The 15,291-nt window shown below is 53.6% G+C and carries 16 protein-coding genes; 6 read left to right on the top strand and 10 right to left on the bottom strand.

Features of this window, described 5'->3' with window-relative positions; all coding sequences use genetic code 11:
• The first annotated feature begins 44 nt into the window (after positions 1–44).
• Positions 45–332, top strand: coding sequence for an HU family DNA-binding protein (locus ACOQFT_RS09645; RefSeq protein ID WP_170349467.1), 288 nt, complete (start codon positions 45–47; stop codon positions 330–332).
• A 292-nt stretch (positions 333–624) separates the two neighbouring features.
• Here the strand turns inward: ACOQFT_RS09645 and ACOQFT_RS09640 are convergent, their stop codons facing one another.
• Positions 625–2,382 (bottom strand): adenylate/guanylate cyclase domain-containing protein, encoded by a 1,758-nt coding sequence (locus tag ACOQFT_RS09640; RefSeq protein WP_421597720.1) that lies wholly within the window; start codon positions 2,380–2,382, stop codon positions 625–627.
• A gap of 291 nt (positions 2,383–2,673) precedes the next feature.
• Here ACOQFT_RS09640 and ACOQFT_RS09635 point away from each other — a divergent pair, with 291 nt between their 5' ends.
• Entirely contained in the window at positions 2,674–3,156 is a 483-nt protein-coding gene (locus tag ACOQFT_RS09635; RefSeq protein WP_421597719.1) for a GNAT family N-acetyltransferase, read from the top strand.
• 129 nt (positions 3,157–3,285) lie between these two features.
• On the opposite strand, the gene ACOQFT_RS09630 is transcribed toward ACOQFT_RS09635, so the two are convergent.
• Positions 3,286–4,203 carry a LysR family transcriptional regulator gene (locus ACOQFT_RS09630; RefSeq protein ID WP_421597718.1) on the bottom strand — a complete coding sequence of 306 codons (918 nt, stop codon included), beginning with the start codon at positions 4,201–4,203 and terminating at the stop codon, positions 3,286–3,288.
• 102 nt (positions 4,204–4,305) lie between these two features.
• Here ACOQFT_RS09630 and ACOQFT_RS09625 point away from each other — a divergent pair, with 102 nt between their 5' ends.
• Entirely contained in the window at positions 4,306–5,172 is an 867-nt protein-coding gene (locus ACOQFT_RS09625; protein ID WP_421597717.1) for an NAD(P)-dependent oxidoreductase, read from the top strand.
• Between the two features lie 403 nt (positions 5,173–5,575).
• On the opposite strand, the gene ACOQFT_RS09620 is transcribed toward ACOQFT_RS09625, so the two are convergent.
• The 3 genes from ACOQFT_RS09620 to ACOQFT_RS09610 all read right to left on the bottom strand — a co-directional run bounded on the left by ACOQFT_RS09620 (position 5,576) and on the right by ACOQFT_RS09610 (position 7,700).
• The gene (locus ACOQFT_RS09620; RefSeq protein WP_421597716.1) at positions 5,576–6,433 is read right to left on the bottom strand and encodes a hypothetical protein; all 858 of its coding nucleotides are present in this window, start codon (positions 6,431–6,433) and stop codon (positions 5,576–5,578) included.
• 72 nt (positions 6,434–6,505) lie between these two features.
• Entirely contained in the window at positions 6,506–6,823 is a 318-nt protein-coding gene (locus ACOQFT_RS09615) for a type I restriction-modification system subunit M N-terminal domain-containing protein (RefSeq protein WP_421597715.1), read from the bottom strand.
• A gap of 481 nt (positions 6,824–7,304) precedes the next feature.
• The gene (locus tag ACOQFT_RS09610) at positions 7,305–7,700 is read right to left on the bottom strand and encodes a RidA family protein (RefSeq protein ID WP_421597714.1); all 396 of its coding nucleotides are present in this window, start codon (positions 7,698–7,700) and stop codon (positions 7,305–7,307) included.
• Positions 7,701–7,787: 87 nt separating this feature from the next.
• On the opposite strand from ACOQFT_RS09610, the gene ACOQFT_RS09605 reads away from it, so the two are divergent.
• Positions 7,788–8,507: a helix-turn-helix transcriptional regulator gene (locus ACOQFT_RS09605; protein ID WP_421597713.1), complete on the top strand. Its 720-nt coding sequence runs from the start codon at positions 7,788–7,790 to the stop codon at positions 8,505–8,507.
• Here the strand turns inward: ACOQFT_RS09605 and ACOQFT_RS09600 are convergent.
• Both ACOQFT_RS09600 and ACOQFT_RS09595 read right to left on the bottom strand, forming a co-directional pair.
• Positions 8,413–8,982 (bottom strand): YybH family protein, encoded by a 570-nt coding sequence (locus tag ACOQFT_RS09600; RefSeq protein ID WP_421597712.1) that lies wholly within the window; start codon positions 8,980–8,982, stop codon positions 8,413–8,415. The genes ACOQFT_RS09605 and ACOQFT_RS09600 overlap by 95 nt on opposite strands.
• Positions 8,983–9,086: 104 nt before the next feature.
• Positions 9,087–9,515: a hypothetical protein gene (locus ACOQFT_RS09595; RefSeq protein WP_421597711.1), complete on the bottom strand. Its 429-nt coding sequence runs from the start codon at positions 9,513–9,515 to the stop codon at positions 9,087–9,089.
• A 416-nt stretch (positions 9,516–9,931) separates the two neighbouring features.
• Here ACOQFT_RS09595 and ACOQFT_RS09590 point away from each other — a divergent pair, with 416 nt between their 5' ends.
• A complete protein-coding gene (locus tag ACOQFT_RS09590; protein WP_421597710.1) occupies positions 9,932–10,357 on the top strand; it encodes a hypothetical protein in 426 nt (141 codons plus the stop codon).
• Between the two features lie 18 nt (positions 10,358–10,375).
• Here ACOQFT_RS09590 and ACOQFT_RS09585 read toward each other — a convergent pair whose 3' ends face one another.
• The 3 genes from ACOQFT_RS09585 to ACOQFT_RS09575 form a co-directional block, all read right to left on the bottom strand.
• Positions 10,376–11,272, bottom strand: coding sequence for an alpha/beta hydrolase (locus ACOQFT_RS09585; RefSeq protein ID WP_421597709.1), 897 nt, complete (start codon positions 11,270–11,272; stop codon positions 10,376–10,378).
• A 210-nt stretch (positions 11,273–11,482) separates the two neighbouring features.
• Positions 11,483–12,337: an SDR family oxidoreductase gene (locus tag ACOQFT_RS09580; protein WP_421597708.1), complete on the bottom strand. Its 855-nt coding sequence runs from the start codon at positions 12,335–12,337 to the stop codon at positions 11,483–11,485.
• A 276-nt stretch (positions 12,338–12,613) separates the two neighbouring features.
• A complete protein-coding gene (locus ACOQFT_RS09575) occupies positions 12,614–14,251 on the bottom strand; it encodes a tetratricopeptide repeat protein (protein WP_421597707.1) in 1,638 nt (545 codons plus the stop codon).
• 463 nt (positions 14,252–14,714) lie between these two features.
• Between ACOQFT_RS09575 and ACOQFT_RS09570 the strand changes: the two genes are divergently transcribed.
• Complete coding sequence (locus ACOQFT_RS09570; RefSeq protein ID WP_421597706.1) at positions 14,715–15,278, top strand: ion channel; 564 nt, start codon at positions 14,715–14,717, stop codon at positions 15,276–15,278.
• The last annotated feature ends 13 nt before the right edge of the window (positions 15,279–15,291 follow it).

The following is a 15,291-nucleotide window of genomic DNA, read 5'->3' as shown; positions in this document are numbered from 1 at the left end:
CGCGGTGAGGCCCAAATTATCGGGCACGTTAAGGAGACCAAGAAATGGCAAAGCCTATGACAAAGACTCAGCTGGTTGCTGCTCTCGCTGAGGAAATGGGGACCGACAAGAAAGCCGCAAACGCCGCGCTGGAGGCCGTGACCGGCCTGATCACCCGCGAAGTTTCGGCTGGCGGTGCGGTAACCCTGCCCGGCGTTGGCAAAATCTATTGCCGCGAACGCCCCGAGCGCATGGTGCGCAACCCCGCCACCGGCGAACAGTTCAAGAAAGAGGCCGACAAGGTGGTCAAGATGACCATCGCCAAGGCACTGAAAGACAGCGTGAACGGCTGATTACAGCTTTCACCGCGATATGATCAAGGGCCGCCAATTGGGGGCCCTTTTTCTTTTCGTCTATTGGATTCTGACCTTTGCGTTTGTCGGCTTTGAGCCCATTTTGCCCAATGCTGCACGATGCCCCAATGACAGCAAAGCGCAGAAACCGGACTTTGCAAAGTTCGGCGGACAGGCCCAATGCGAGCAAGCGTGGTGTATAGATCCGAGACGTGAAAAATATCGTCGACGTAGCTGCCAGCTTCGTTTGCCGAAGGCCAGCGAATGAATGCGTCAATGCAATACTGCGACGCTATTTTGGTAGACCCGCTTTTAGCATTGCATCCGCCCAGAACTTACGCAGTTCTTCAGTCTGGTGGGCGGTATGGGCAATGTAGTTTTGAACCGAAAATTGAGGATCGATTGAAAGAACTGCGTCTACTGCTTTCGTAGCATTTTCGGTGTCATCAAGATCAGCGTGGATCGCTGCCAAACGGATTTGGCACAACAAGGTGCCAGGCAAGCGGGTTTCCAAGTGCCGGTAAACTGTTCTTGCTTGCTCCAGCTGACCTAACCCGCGATAGGCATCCCCCAAATGGCTGAAATACCAGTCCGGGCTGTAGGGCGACAGCCGAATGGCCTTTCGCATGCTATTCAGGCTTTCCTCAAATTCACCGCAACTATTGTACGCAATTGCCAGCATGGCATGAGAAAGCGAGACACTGGGTTGCCGTTCGATAGCTTCATTGCAGAAGGCTTTGGCTTCATCAAAACGAGATTGGTTGGTGAAAATATACCCTTGCAGTGCGTAGACATCAGCCGGGACATTTTTCATCGCCAACAATGCGTCGCAAATAGACTGGGCCTCGTCAGTTGACGCCTTCGGATCTTGATGAAACCCAAGGCGGGCACCGGCTTGCAACGCCCAGCCGAGGCCCGTTCTGAATGACGAGTTCTCGGGGTCAAGTTCAACCGCTTTCCGGTAGAGCTGAATCGCGGAGAGATTCCCTTCTTTTGTAAATTTATATTGTTCACTGATGCCACGCATCATCAAGTCCCACGCCACAAAGTTAGGCGCTTGATCAGCCCAAAGCCTGAGTTCTTGTCCGTGTGTAAGGTTGACCGCCAATGAGATCGAAATTTCGCGTGTGATTTCATCTTGAACGGTAAAAATGTCTTCAATCTGACGGTCATACCGGTCGGCCCACAAATGCGACCCGGTTTGGCATTCAATAAGCTGCCCAGTGATGCGAACCCGCTGCCCCGCCTTTCGTACACTCCCTTCAAGGACGAAACGAACACCTAATTCCCGTCCAACCTGTCTTACATCGACAGACCTTCCTTTGTAGGCAAATGTCGAATTGCGCGCCATCACGATGAGGCCATTGACATGCGACAAGGCAGTGATGATGTCTTCGGTAATTCCGTCCGCGAAGTATTCCTGCTCTGGGTCGCCTGACATGTTTTGAAATGGCAGGACGGCGATTGACGGCTGGTCCGGCAACTCCAACTGCTCACCTGTCAGAACTTCGTAGAACTCAGGTGACAGGCGCGCCGGGTCGAGATCGATGCTGTAGGCGCCAATCCTATGCTCGATGTTTTTTAGATCTTGCTCACCCAGATCCTTGAAACTGCCGGAGACCTTTCCTTTGATTTGACGGTATACATCCTCGGAAACGCAGACGCCTCCAGGTTCCGCGATTGCTTCCAATCTTGCGGCCACGTTGACGCCTTCCCCAAAAATATCGGAGCCTTCGGAAATCACATCTCCCAAATGAATCCCGATCCGCAATTGAATGCGTTGTTCGTCTGGGACGTCCGCCTCCCGTCCAATCATGGCGCGTTGAATGGTAACAGCACATTCCGCTGCATCGACCACACTGATGAATTCGGCCAACAGACCATCGCCCATTAGCTTGACTATTCGCCCCTTGAATTCGCGTATTTGGGGTTGAACCAATTCAGAAAGTAAAGTGTTTAGGCGTTGTCGCGTGTTTTCTTCATCATGTCCCATTAGGCGTGAAAAGCCGACGACATCGGCTGCCAATATCGCCGCAAGTTTTCGCTTCACCGTCAGCCCTCCGCGAAAATCACGTTAGATGTAATACTCGTCGAGGTCTACATTCTTGCCCCCTTGAGCGTTTGCTAACTAATCGCGAAGATCCTTGTCGAAATATCGTCTCCAAGGCTTAGAGCCGCCTGAATTAAGCTATCGTGACCTAAGATCAAAGTCTGCTTTGGGCTGCAAGCCGGCACTGCTGAACGTTGCAGAAAACGTCGGTAGCGGGCCCAAGCGGAATAGAATGGATTGTGGTTATTCAGACCAACGGTATCATCTGATCGATAGTGTGGAGACATTGACATGGATTTTCGCATTGAAGAACAGACTGGCTCAGACAATTTGACTGGGATTGGAGAACTCTTCCGGCGATACGCAGTCTGGCTGGAAAGGGATCATGGAATCGCGCCTGAAACCCATGGAATCTATGCTGAAATTGATGGTCTGCCGACACCTTATTGTTCGCCAGATGGCACGCTGATCGGTGCTCGTGCGCCAGACGGTGCATATGTCGGCTGCATCGCTCTGCGGCGCTTAGACGACCAATCATGCGAGGTAAAGAGGCTTTTCGTGCTGCCCGAAATGCGTGGGCATCGTGTTGGCGAGACACTGATCACCACCTTGATCGAGAAGGCCCGGTCGCTTGGCTACGCGCAAATCGTCCTTGATGTCGGTGATTATCAGAAACCGGCAAGGGCACTCTACGCGAAAAGTGGCTTCAAGGAGGTTCCACCACTGAGCCACATTTCGTATCCCGGCGCTGTCTTCATGGCTTTCGGCCTCTGACTGAGCCGGTTCTATCATTCTATCATTGCCGAAATGTGCGGATAGCCCGCACATCAGAAACTGCAAAGTCTGGTTTTGAAGGCCTGCCTAGGGCTGCTTCTATCCAATCGAGTTGAACACCAACAACGGTCAAACTAAATGAGCAGGCGTCCACCTGAAAAGGCTTTTCTCATATTCGGTAATTGAATTCGAAAGCCACTTCTGAAACACCTTTGCCGCTGGGCGAATTGCTCCAGGCAGCGTGACAAGGTGATAGCCGATCTGCGGGATTGGATCATCGAAAATCGCCACGAGATCTCCAGACTTCAATTCGTCAGAGATGAATGCCGGAACCGTTGCCCCGATACCATCACCCCGGCGGATTCCATCAAGCAGCATGTTGCCCGGCAAGCGAACAACTCTCCTATCTGCACCAGGTGGTACTCCAACCTTTTCCAACCATAAGTCAAATTCGACCGAAGCCTGTTCCTGAAGAAGAGTAAAGTCGAGCAATTCAATTGGGCTTTTGAGCACCCGTTCTCCGATCAATTCTTTTGCAGCAACCACCGTCAGACAGCCTGGTAGCAGCATTTGCGAGACCAGTCCCGACCAGCGCCCAGTGCCGTATCGAATGGCTATGTCAATGCCCCCTGGTTTGAGGTCGACAGCTTGGATTGTTGAGTCGATCCGTAGCTCGATATCCGGGAACTCCTGAACAAACGCCGATAGGCGCGGCATGAGGAATGCGCTTGAAAACATCGGTGTCGCACTGACTACCAGCGGGCGAACCGCCTCTGCACTTGATATGCTCTCAGTCAGGGACGCCATTGAGGCGAATGCTTCATGCAGACCCGCCGCTAAGAATTCTCCCTGTGCAGTCAGAGCGATACCGTGTCGCGTCCGAGTAACAAGCTGGGTTCCTAGGTGCTGCTCCAGGCCTCGGATTTGTTGGCTGACCGCGGAATGGGTCACATTCAGCACCCCTGCTGCGCGGGTCAAGTTTCTATACTCTGCTGCGGCGGCAAAGGCTCTGAGAGACGTCAGCGAGGGTAACGCGTGCCAATCCATAAGTCAGAAAATCTAACAATACAGAAAAATTTACAACTACGCGTTTTCTCCATTCCCACGCATGTTGACGTGGAACACCAATGACCAGAACAGGAGGAAACCATGGCAACGCTTGCGGTACTCGGATTGGGCAACATGGGTTCGGCGCTGGCGCATTGCCTGCTCAAAGCAGGTTACAGCGTCTGCGTCTGGAATCGGACACCTGAAAAGACAAAGTCGTTTGCAAAGGTAGGTGCAGTCATTTGCGCATCACCAGAAGATGCTGTTGCAGCGTCTGATTTCATCATCGTCTGTATCAAAAGCCACAAGGAAACCTTCGATTTGGTCAGCGGGCTAAGTGTTTCCTTGAAGGGAAAAACAATCTGCGACATGAGCACCGGCGATACGTCCGATGCCGATACATTTGTCTCATTTCTTAGCGAAAAAAACGCCGACTACATGCTGGGAATGATAAATGCATACCCTTCGGGCATCGGTGGCAGCGACACCACCATCCTCACCGTGGGCAGTGACGGAACCTGGGATCGCTACGGCGAAGTAATAAAATCTCTGGGGGGAAAGTCGGAGCAAGTCGGTGAGAAACCCGCAGCTCTTGCAGCACTTTTTGCTGGTCTCTTCACTGTCCGGCAAGGGTTCATGTTCGGGATGATATACGGCGCACTGGTTTGCCAGAAAGCAGGTGTTCCGATGCAGGTCTATGCCGATCAACTCCCTGCCACGATCAAATTGGTAAATGACTACTATGATCTCTTTGCCCGAACTGTTCCGTCCGAGGACTATGGCGGCGCTGAAGCCTCGTTGAAAGTTTACGCATTGGCCCAGGAGGACGCTCTAAAGACGTGTGTTTCTCTGAATGCACCGGCTGACTTTATCCGAATTATGCATGACCGCACAAAAGCCGCGTGGGAGGATGGATATGGAGACAAACAATTGACCTCTTTAGTCAAGCACATGACGGAAGCCTGTTGATATCGAACGCTTACTGTCAAAATGGCCATTCGACTTGACAAACAATCGGCTGCAAAGTTGCGTACATGGGATTGCGAAGTTTCGTCGCCAATGTCCGGTTTGGGCTGAGACCGGCTCCCAGCCACCATTGAGCCTACGGCAACTTTGTCCGCTCGTTTCTAGTTCGCCGAGGGTAATGCGAATGGCCGCAATCTCCGGCGACGGGCGTTCGTATTTCGAGCGGCGAAAGTTCCAGGAGAGCCCAGAGTGACGGATGCGGCGGGCTGTGCGAATGTCAGCTCCGTACGGCCGAGGTCAAAAAAGTTACGAAATTCAATGGAATTTTGCCGAGGGCACCCCCTGCCGCCACCAGCCGTTTGACAATATCGCCCTCAAGTTCTGCTTCGGATTGATAATCAGCAATTTATTTCCAACCCTCATTGATGAGGATGCCAATTCCGTCACCATTCCAAATGCCCCTAGGCTCTTTCATTTGCCTAGCTGACCATTGGGCGAGTGAACCACGTTCGTTAGAGAAGTCTCGACCGTCTCTTATTGCTTCGACGAATTTCCGCGCGGTTGGGTTGAAAGTAATGTTGAACCCAAAATCCTCCCTGAAAATCCTGCGGTTCTTGGCTTGTTGCAAATACAGTTCATAAATTGGCGAATAATACTCAGACCATGTCTCGCGTTCTGTCTCAAGTTCAATAGGATCTTCCCGATCTGACGAAGGGTCTTCCCATGCGAATGCGAGTTGCCTGCCATTAGTGCGATACAACAGCGAACCTACATGTAGGTTGCAAAGCGCCCCATCCACTTTGATGACCCTGTCCGCTTGGTTTTTGGCCTTCGCCAGAACAGCAGCACTATACCCTGCGTTACGACCCTTTGCTTCGAATACTGTCCATCGAGCTGTTGTAGGATCATAGCCCAAGAGGTCCGGTGACGACTTTCCACTCAGAAGCGTCAAACCGTGATTAGCTTTCATCCAATGCAAATGGATTAGCCAAGGAATATTAAGCAACTTGTGGGCACAAAGTTTGAGGAAAATCATTCCAAGATAGAAATTTATTCCACCTTTTTCAGTCGGGTCCAAAGCATCAAAAAGGCTGGAGTTCATCGCTGTATTTGGTGCGGTTACGAAATCCAAAGCACTCAGCACCATGTTCCAACGGAAACGGGCTTCGTAGCGCGAATATTGACCGTGTGACGTTACCGCTGCCTTGTGTTGTTTTCCGACTGTCAATGCGGCCCAGCAAAGCTCAGCTTTCGTAAATTGCAATATCGTGTCCCCAGCGGGGCCACCTTTTGGAAAGTTTGAGCTAGAAACTGGCAACTCAATCACTTGTAAACCTCACACAAACATCTGCTTTAGCGGACTTTTCTTAAACGCGCCCATCTTGTCCCCTTGGCATCCCACAGCTGTGAATTTCGCGTCGACCGTTTGGAGTGCATCCGCAATCATGCTTTGTTCCTCGGGGCGCAGAAGAACCACCTTCCAAGCTTCTAAGCTGCTAAAGTAGAGGCGGGTATAAAGCCGCTCAGGCAGATATTTGTAGAAGAGGAACCCGAGGATATAGTCCCTAAACTCATCCACATTCACCTTTCCCCGCAGGGTATTTGCGATATCCCAGAGCTTTTGTTCGAGTTTTCTCTTTTTTTCGTCGGTCATGCGGCTTTCTTCAAATGTTTACGAACCAGTATTGTCTTGTTTTTTGTCTGAATAGAAGTCTAATCCCCTATTTTCATTAGAAAAAGCTCCGCCTGCCGCTCAATCGAAACAGGGCAAAAGGTACCACCGCTCGTTGTCGCAGAGCCTGAAAGGGGACCTTGGCGCAGCCGCAGCGAAAACCGACTTTGTCCGCGACCTGTGAATTCGGGCAACGAATCTAGCCGCGGCATGCACGAACGGCTGGTTTTCCTGCCGCACTGCGACACCAAAACTTGCGCGTATGCAGAAAAATCTGAACTGCGAGCGCACGCAGCAAGATTTCGACACTTCCGCTCAGGGCTCATTCTGGAACCTTCGCCGCTCGAAGCACGAACGCCCGTTGACGGAGATCGCGGCCACTCGCACTACACTCGGCTAACTGGAAAGGAGCGGACCGACCGGCCATTTGGGTCTTGAAACCAAATGGCCGCTGTGACTGGCGTCATGTCATTGCTGTCGCTTCGATTTCGAACAGCAGTCCGGGGATCGCGAGGCGGGTCACACCCAGCAAGGTCATGGGGGGAGCCACCTGATGCGGTCCAAAGCGCATCCCCATCAGGTCGAAGTTTTTCAAGGCCTCATCCACATCGGTGGCATAGATGCCGAGCTTGACGACCTTGCTCAGATCCATGCCCGCCCCTTTGAGAACGGTTTCCAGATTGTCTAAGGCCAGGCTGATCTGCGCGCGCATATCGCCGGGACGCTGGGGGGCGCCGTTTTCGTCCACGGCTGTTTGACCTGCGCAAATCACCTGACGGGTCGCGCTGTCGATCACCTCTGCCTGATTGTAGCCCAGTTTGATCGACCACTCCCACGGGTTCACTGCTGTCCGTTCCATATCGCATTCTCCTTGCTTTGCGTTGCTGGAATCGGTGTAAATCAAAACAGTGCCAAACCTTGTCACCATTTGTGATAGGGTGCCGATATGAACATTCGACTCAGACATGACGCAATCGTGCGCCGCCTTCGCCGCCATGGAACATCGACTATTGATGCCCTTGCCGATGAGGTAGGAGCATCCCGCAGGACAGTGCTGCGCGATATTAGTGCACTGAGAGATGAGGGCTATGTGATCCATTCTGATGTCGGGCGCGGAGGTGGGGTGCAACTCGACCCCCAATCGATGCAGGCGACGGCCAAACTATCGGTGCCAGAGGTTTTCGCGCTACTCATCAGCGTTGCGGCGATGCGCGCGGCGTGGAACCTGCCGTTCTCGGAGATGGCCGATGCGGGGCTTGCCAAGATCGAAAAAGCCCTGCCCGGAGATAAGGTGCGCGATCTGCGCGCTTTCCTCGGCTGCCTGCATATTGGCCAGTTGTCGCCGCTTCAGGACCTATCCGATATGGGCAAAATGGACCCCGAGCTATTGCCCGCCTTCGAAGCGGCGTTTCTGGGTCGGCACCTCATCCGCTTTGGCTATCGCGACTCAAAGGGTCGCAACACGATGCGCGAAGTGGAACCGCAAGCAATGCTGATCCTCCCGCCGCTATGGTATCTCGTTGGCTGGGATCCGATGCGCGACGATTTCCGACACTTCCGTATGGATAGGATCAACAGCCCGGAAGCCGTTCCTGATAGCAGTTTTCGGCGCAGACATGTTCCGTTTGAAGACGACGTCTGCCCATATAGCGAATTGCAAATGTGATCGGCGAACCGGCCATTCTTGCACAACGCAGCATTTGACGCTTGGGGCTCCAGAGCCCGCTTTTGAGGCGTATTGCCCGAAGGCTTGCTATGGAAGCGCCATCCCTTTCGCCGCCCTTGAGCACAATACGGTTGCTCACTACGGCCAGATCACCTTGCCCGGCGAATGCCGATGCCTCGAATGCATAATCCGGGCTCATTCCGAAGTTCTTATCGTATGCAAGGACGTTTTCTCGGCCCGTTACATAAGGCGATCCCGCTGGCATGAGCGTTGCATCAGCCGCCCAGTAATTTTCCCAGGCATCGTATTCCTTGGCAACGAGGTCGTTTGTTAAGCTCAAGATTAGTTCGCGTAGGGTTGCACGATTGCTATCCGAAAGTTTATCCGGGCCCAGCATTTCATTTGTTTGATCAGCTGCCGATTCATTGGCAATAAACCAAAACACCACAGCGATAGTGACCACAGCCGATACCATTGCTTGATCTAGCCTTGATCTGCTCATTGTCCGAAGAAAAGTGATCTTTACGCGGCTGTAACCGCCGTCGGCAAGGTCATCTTCACTAGTAAACCGCGGTCCGGTTACTCGGTCTGATCTTTCTGCGCCTCCGCGATGTCGTCCCATGTCAGGGCATAGCTGTCATAGACCTTAGCCCCAAGACCCTGAATGAGCGGCTCGTGGATGTCGGCAAACTGATAGGTTCTGTCGACCCAATAGAAAAAATAAGCAGTCCTGACCCCATCTTCCTGGCTGAAATAGGCCGCTTCGGGTTTGATCTTCTGCATCAGGTCCGAGAAAATCTGTCCCATCTTCCCCTCCTGTATCGCCTTTGACCCGGCTTCGGGCGGGATCTGAACCTTCAACATCATCCGGATGGAGCCAGATGTGTTGGGTGTTACATCCGCGCCGGGTTCCAATCCCTGCATCATGGGTGTTTTTGCGTCCTGTGCCTCTGCCAGAGTCCCGCTGAACACGGCCAATACTGCCAACAATATAATTGTCTTGATCATGACCTCTCTCCCAATCCGGTGTGAAATCCAGCCCCAGATGAGTTTGGGGGCTTCAGCTTACTCCGGTGAACTCCTCTTGGAAAACACGTAAACGCACTGTCCCAATTCGCCTGCTTGTTTCGAACATTTTTAACTCGGCAAAAGCGCTGTTGCCGTGTTGCGCGTGCAAGGAAGTTATAAGGCTAAGGTTGCGGTTCTAGCCTCTGGCCCATTTCCAGAGCTTTTGGGTGAGGATGCAATGAACTTGCCGCCGAAACTCTGCGCGTCGTTTAATGAACAGTTGAATTCGCCAGTGAATGCGAACCTGTTAGTTGGTTTTAGGACTATGCTTAAAGCCGTGTTCCAGCCCTATATCAGGTGATCTGGCCGAACAGACAAGATTGTCAGCACCCTTTGAACAGAGAAAGGAAGCTCGAATGTTCACCGAAGCGCGTTACCGACAGTATATCAGTGATTTCAACTCGACCTTTGTTGGCGGGATGACTTTAGAGGAGTTTTTTGACATCTATTACGAGCCGGACGCGACTTTCGAATATGTCCCGCAGGCACGCAAAAACATCGGCCGCGAACAGGTGCTGGCATTCTGGCATGGTGTCGGCGGGAAAATGCAAGAGGTCATTCTGGATCACACACATTTCCTGGAAAATGAAACGACGGTTGCATCTGAGGCCCCGATTGACTTCCTGTGCAAAGAGGATCTTGAGTGGAATGATGTACCCTACCGTGCGGGCACCACGTTTCGGCTCATGATGTGTGCTTTCTACGACGTGAGTCCGAACAACAAATTCTCCTACGTGCGCGTATACTCGATCTACAACCCTGGCTACAAACCGGACGCTTAGACCGAAGCGCAATGGGCGTCACTTCAGATGACCGAGAATAAATGCGCCGATCCGCTCAATTGCAGCTGTCGCCTCTGGCACAACCGGGGCCGTATGGTGCCAAACATGAAAGGCGCCCTCTTCTATCTCGAGCGTCACGTCGACCCCAGCCTCTCGCGCCCTGTCGGCCAGACGCGTTGCGTCCCTGAGCAGTATCTCTTGCGTGCCGACCTGAACAAGCAGTGGCGGCAGGCCGGCGAGGTCCGCGAAAATCGGGGAGACTAGCCCGTCGTGAGGGTCCGCGCCCGCGAGGTAATCGGCAACAATCTCGTCCAGGACGGGGGAGGACGCTACCGGATCGATGGAAGGATCAGCATCCCGCCACCCGCCATCCCCGACAAGATCGGTCCATGGGGATATGGCCACCGCACAGGCAGGAAAAGGTAGCTCGAGCTGCTGCAGCCTAAGCATCGCTGTCACCACCAGCCCGCCCCCAGCGGAATCGCCGACAATGGCCATATGCCTGGCGGAAAACCCCTGATCCAACAGCCAGGAATAGGCCGCTACAGTGTCGTCGATTTGTGCCGGAAAGGCGTGTTCTGGTGCGAGGCGGTAGTCCAGCGCCAACACCTGTGTTTTGGCCGCTCCGGTCAGGCGGGAAGTGATCGCCAGATGTGATCGGATCGATCCGACCCGGAACCCGCCGCCATGCAGATAGAGGATCACCCGAGCCTTGTCCGCATCGGGGGCGGTGAGCCAGGCCGCCGGCACGCCGCCGGCGGAAACCATCACAGGGTCGATCCCGGCTTGCGGCGGATAGGAACTCCATAGCGCATCAAATCCCTGTCGCATGTCCTGCAGCGAGGGGTTCGGCGGTGCCTCGTCGTTCAGTTCGAAAAGATGGCGCAGCGCTTGCTGCATCTCAGGGCTAGGCATAAGTTTGCCCTCCGATGGCCGGACGCGCGGGTTCCGACCCTATTGTTGCGTCAATCCCAGACGGTCGGGGTTTTGGGGACCTGCCGTGTTCCAATTCTAGGCATCGCCGAAAGGTCCTGTCTACGATGGTGTTGGTAAAGGCAAAGACGAAATCCCGGTGCGTGCGGCGATATGAAATCCCGGATTGCTAAGGCCGGTCCGCCGACGACGCTATAAATTCAGGAAGTCATGCATGACCTTGTCGCGCGACTTTTGACCATCGGGGTCAGCGCGGGTTTTGAGGTCGCAAAGTTGCTCGCCCCACTCTGACGTTCGAAGGCGGATCGGCGGTGCCGCGTCGTCGATGCAGCGCACCACCACGCGGGCAACCTCGCCCGGGGATTGCGACGCCTCCGCACCCAGAGCCTGCGCGGCACGAATATGTTCCTCGTAAATCGGCAGATACTCGCCTTTGGGCATGCCGCCGGTTCTTTCCATGCGCGTGCGCATCGCGCTGCCGAACTGGGTGGCCATACCGCCGGGTTCAACTACCGTGAAGTTGACCCCGAAATGAGGCGTCACGTAACAGGCCAGTGTCTCAGTATAACCTTCCACGGCAAATTTTGCGGCGCAGTAGAACTCGCGAAAGGGCTGCCCGACCAGCCCGCCGACCGAGCCAATGTTGATCACATGGCCGCGGCGCGCCTGGCGCATATGCGGCAGAACCGCCTTGGTGCAGCGCACCACGCCCTTGAAGTTCACATCCATCACCCATTCGACGTCCGGCAGTGTCGCCTGTTCAGTCGGGCGAATATAGCCCGCCCCGGCATTGTTGATCAGCGTGTCGATCCGGCCCTCAGCGCCGATGATAAGGGCGATTGCAGCGGTAACGCTGTCTTCACTCTGCACATCCAGCTGAATATATTCTATCGCCACACCCGCTGCTTTTGCGTCGGCCTCCAGTGCGCTTCGGCGATCGAGATCGCGCATACTGGCATAGACCTTGTGGCCTTTATGAGCGGCTTGCACTGCGATGGATTTTCCGAGGCCCGATGACGAGCCGGTGACCAAGACAACTTTCCGCATATCCTGTGATCCCCTAAATAAAAAAATCCTGACTGGATCGATTCTAGCAACCCAATACTTGCCCCTCACAGACGCCTTTCATGATCCGGTAGAGAGTACTTCGGCCGAAAACGTAACGGTTCACCGCACCGGTTATATGCTGGATGTGAAGACAGGAATCTGAGGCGCAAAAGTGAGGAGCCCCTGTGTGAAGTACCTTCCTGATAACAAGCGCGAAGAAAACTCTTGCAAGACCGGGGTTGTCCACAAATGGCAATGCCGGCCAAGTTGCTAAGTTCAGTTCATTTTGATTCCGACCAATACCAAACCCGCAGCAATGGCTTCGATCAGCTCATTTGAGCAGTGCCACTTTTTAACATCGGCCTCGAAGTGTTTCCCAAAGCCGGGATAGAGGTTTTCTAGTTCCTCCAGATCATCTTTTGCATCCTGCATACGCCCAAGTCGAGCAAGGATCGATGCCCTGAACACATAGGACCAGTAGAAGCCGGGAGTGAACAAAAGCACAGCTTCGCGCAGGGCCGAATTTAAATCTTCCGCCAACAATGCATTGCACATTGGAACAACGTGGTACCAACCTGGATGTGTCGGGCTCAACTCCATTGCTCGAGCGACCAGCTTTTCGCCCAGGTCCTTGTCGCCAATCAGCCAGTAACAGGTACCCAGATCGGCCAGTGCGTCGGCATGCCCAGGGTTCAGCATCAGAGCCCGCTCTGCGGTGACACGGAAAGCGACCATATCACCCGCGTGAAAATGGGCGCATGCCAAAAACTGATAACCCATGGTGCTTTCAGGGTCCAAGTTCAAAGCGTGCAACGCTGAATCAGTTGCACGTTCGAGCGCGGGTTTCTCGGCGTCAACAGTGTTGTAACCGAACCTGTACTCATCAAGCTGTATCCCGGCTAATGCCGCCCAAGCATCAGCGTAATTCGGATCAACTGCTATAGCTTTTTCCAGTGCCGCGCGGGCCTCGGCGTGTGTGTCGGTCTGATGACGCGCGTAATTGTCGTAAAACTTCAAAACAGCAGAATAAGCATCCAGGGAATTCGTTCGCGAAGATATTCCCACACTGCCAACACGACCGACTGAACCATAGCGATCAGCTATTCGAGCGGCCATCGTTTCGGCGATATCGTCCTGGATATCGAACAATTCTGTTGCTGTGAGCGCCTGTTCGAAAGTCTCCGCCCAAAGATGGCTATCCTCGGCGGCATCGATGAGCTGAGCGGTAACACGCAGATTTCTTTCGGTTTTCCGAATACTGCCTTCAAAAAAATAATCTATGCCCAGCTCGTCGCGCATGGCCTGCAGATCGAAGTTCTCGCCTTGAAACCGTGACACGGAGTGCCGGGAAATCACTGAAAGCTCGCGAAATCGGGCGAGCGACGCGATGAGTTGCTCTGTCAGACCGTTGGCAAAGAAGGCTTCTGAGGAATCTTGAGAAAAATTATCTAACGGTAATACGGCGATAACCGGGCCACGCCTCACATCTCCAGCTTTGGGGGGTGGCAGCGAATTGCCGTCCTTGTCACGTGTTTCGAATACAGGCACGTAGCTGCCGGTCGGCATCGAAATGCGTATCGCGTCGTTGGCGCCGTTTTCTAGATAGTAAGTTTGCAAAGCCTGTCGCAGCCGACGCGCTTCCACCCGGACGATGGTGTCCAAAGACGGATCAAAGTTGTCCGGCCGGTCGAAAACATCCAACCCGATCGAATAGCCACCGAGTTCCTTTTCGCGCCCGGCAAGTGCCTCGGTCACTATATGAGTCAAAAATCTGCAAAGACGTTTCGACCGCACGAATTGGTCACTGGACAAGATGCGGCCCAACACCGCCTCTATCTCCGCTTTCGGCAACCCGGAAAGCGTGTCAATGTGACTGTTGTCCATCGCGCAGTTTCCCGATTCGATTCGATCCATTTTACAACATCCGCGCCCAGCGGGCTGAACCGCTTTCATTTTCGCACAACTCGGGGCGAGCAGACATGTAACAATCCCTTTGGAAAACGCCTATGAACCTGGTTTTACAAATTTTTTGCCAATGATCCGCTAGGGAAAGCAAGTTTTGCGATCCGGTCAAATCGCAACGACAATAAAAAATTGCAGACTGATATCCGGGACAGTGACACAGGTTGCACCTCCAACAACTCACCGTGACTCACTCACAAGAGTTCACGGCGTCTGACAAGCTATTGGCACCCGCGCAGTTTCCTCAAACTGAATACCCGTTGCCGGAGCTTGGCAATGGCCAGCAGCCGCTCGCGTGCCCGAGCGATACGTAACCGATGAGCCAATGGAGGGTAGAACTTTGATGACAGGACTTGTTTTGCCGCAATCCGTGGCAAGTCGGAGATTCAGTCTGTTGCTAGGAGGGCTGGTTCTAATGCTACTGGCGGCTCCCCTATTTGGCGAAACTGCCCGAGGTCAGAACGAACTCGGCGTCCTGTTTTCGATCTTGGTCATCGGGTTTGTCATTGCGTCGCAACGGCTACACTCAATCGCCCTTATGCTGGCATGCGCCTGGTTAGGTTTGACGTGGATTTTTGGCCTGCAGTTTCAGGCGAACGTTGTGTTGTTGGGACTCTGCATCGTCACAGTTTATAGCGTGCTTTGTTTTGCGCTAACTGCGCATCGGGTCACGGGTGAGGTTCTGGCAGCAGCAATCGCCGCCTATGTTCTTTTGGGAGTAGTCTGGGCGCTCATATTTGATTTGCTCGAAACCAGCAGACCCGGCTCTCTGCATCTTACCCCTGATGGTATCGAAGAACCATGGAGCGCAATCCTTTACTTCAGTTTCGCAACGCTCACGACACTGGGTTACGGTGATATTGCCCCAGTGTCCCTGACCGCTCGCTCGTGGGCCGCCGTAGAAGCAATGAGTGGATCCCTGTATCTAGCGATTTTGATAGCCCGTCTCGTCAGCATGTACCAACGCGAGGCGGAATGATGCGCCAAGACAG

Source organism: Ruegeria sp. MALMAid1280 (genome assembly GCF_049195285.1).
Classification (GTDB): domain Bacteria; phylum Pseudomonadota; class Alphaproteobacteria; order Rhodobacterales; family Rhodobacteraceae; genus Ruegeria.
The sequence above is the reverse complement of the archived record's forward strand: the minus strand, read 5'-3'. Positions and strand labels throughout refer to the sequence as shown.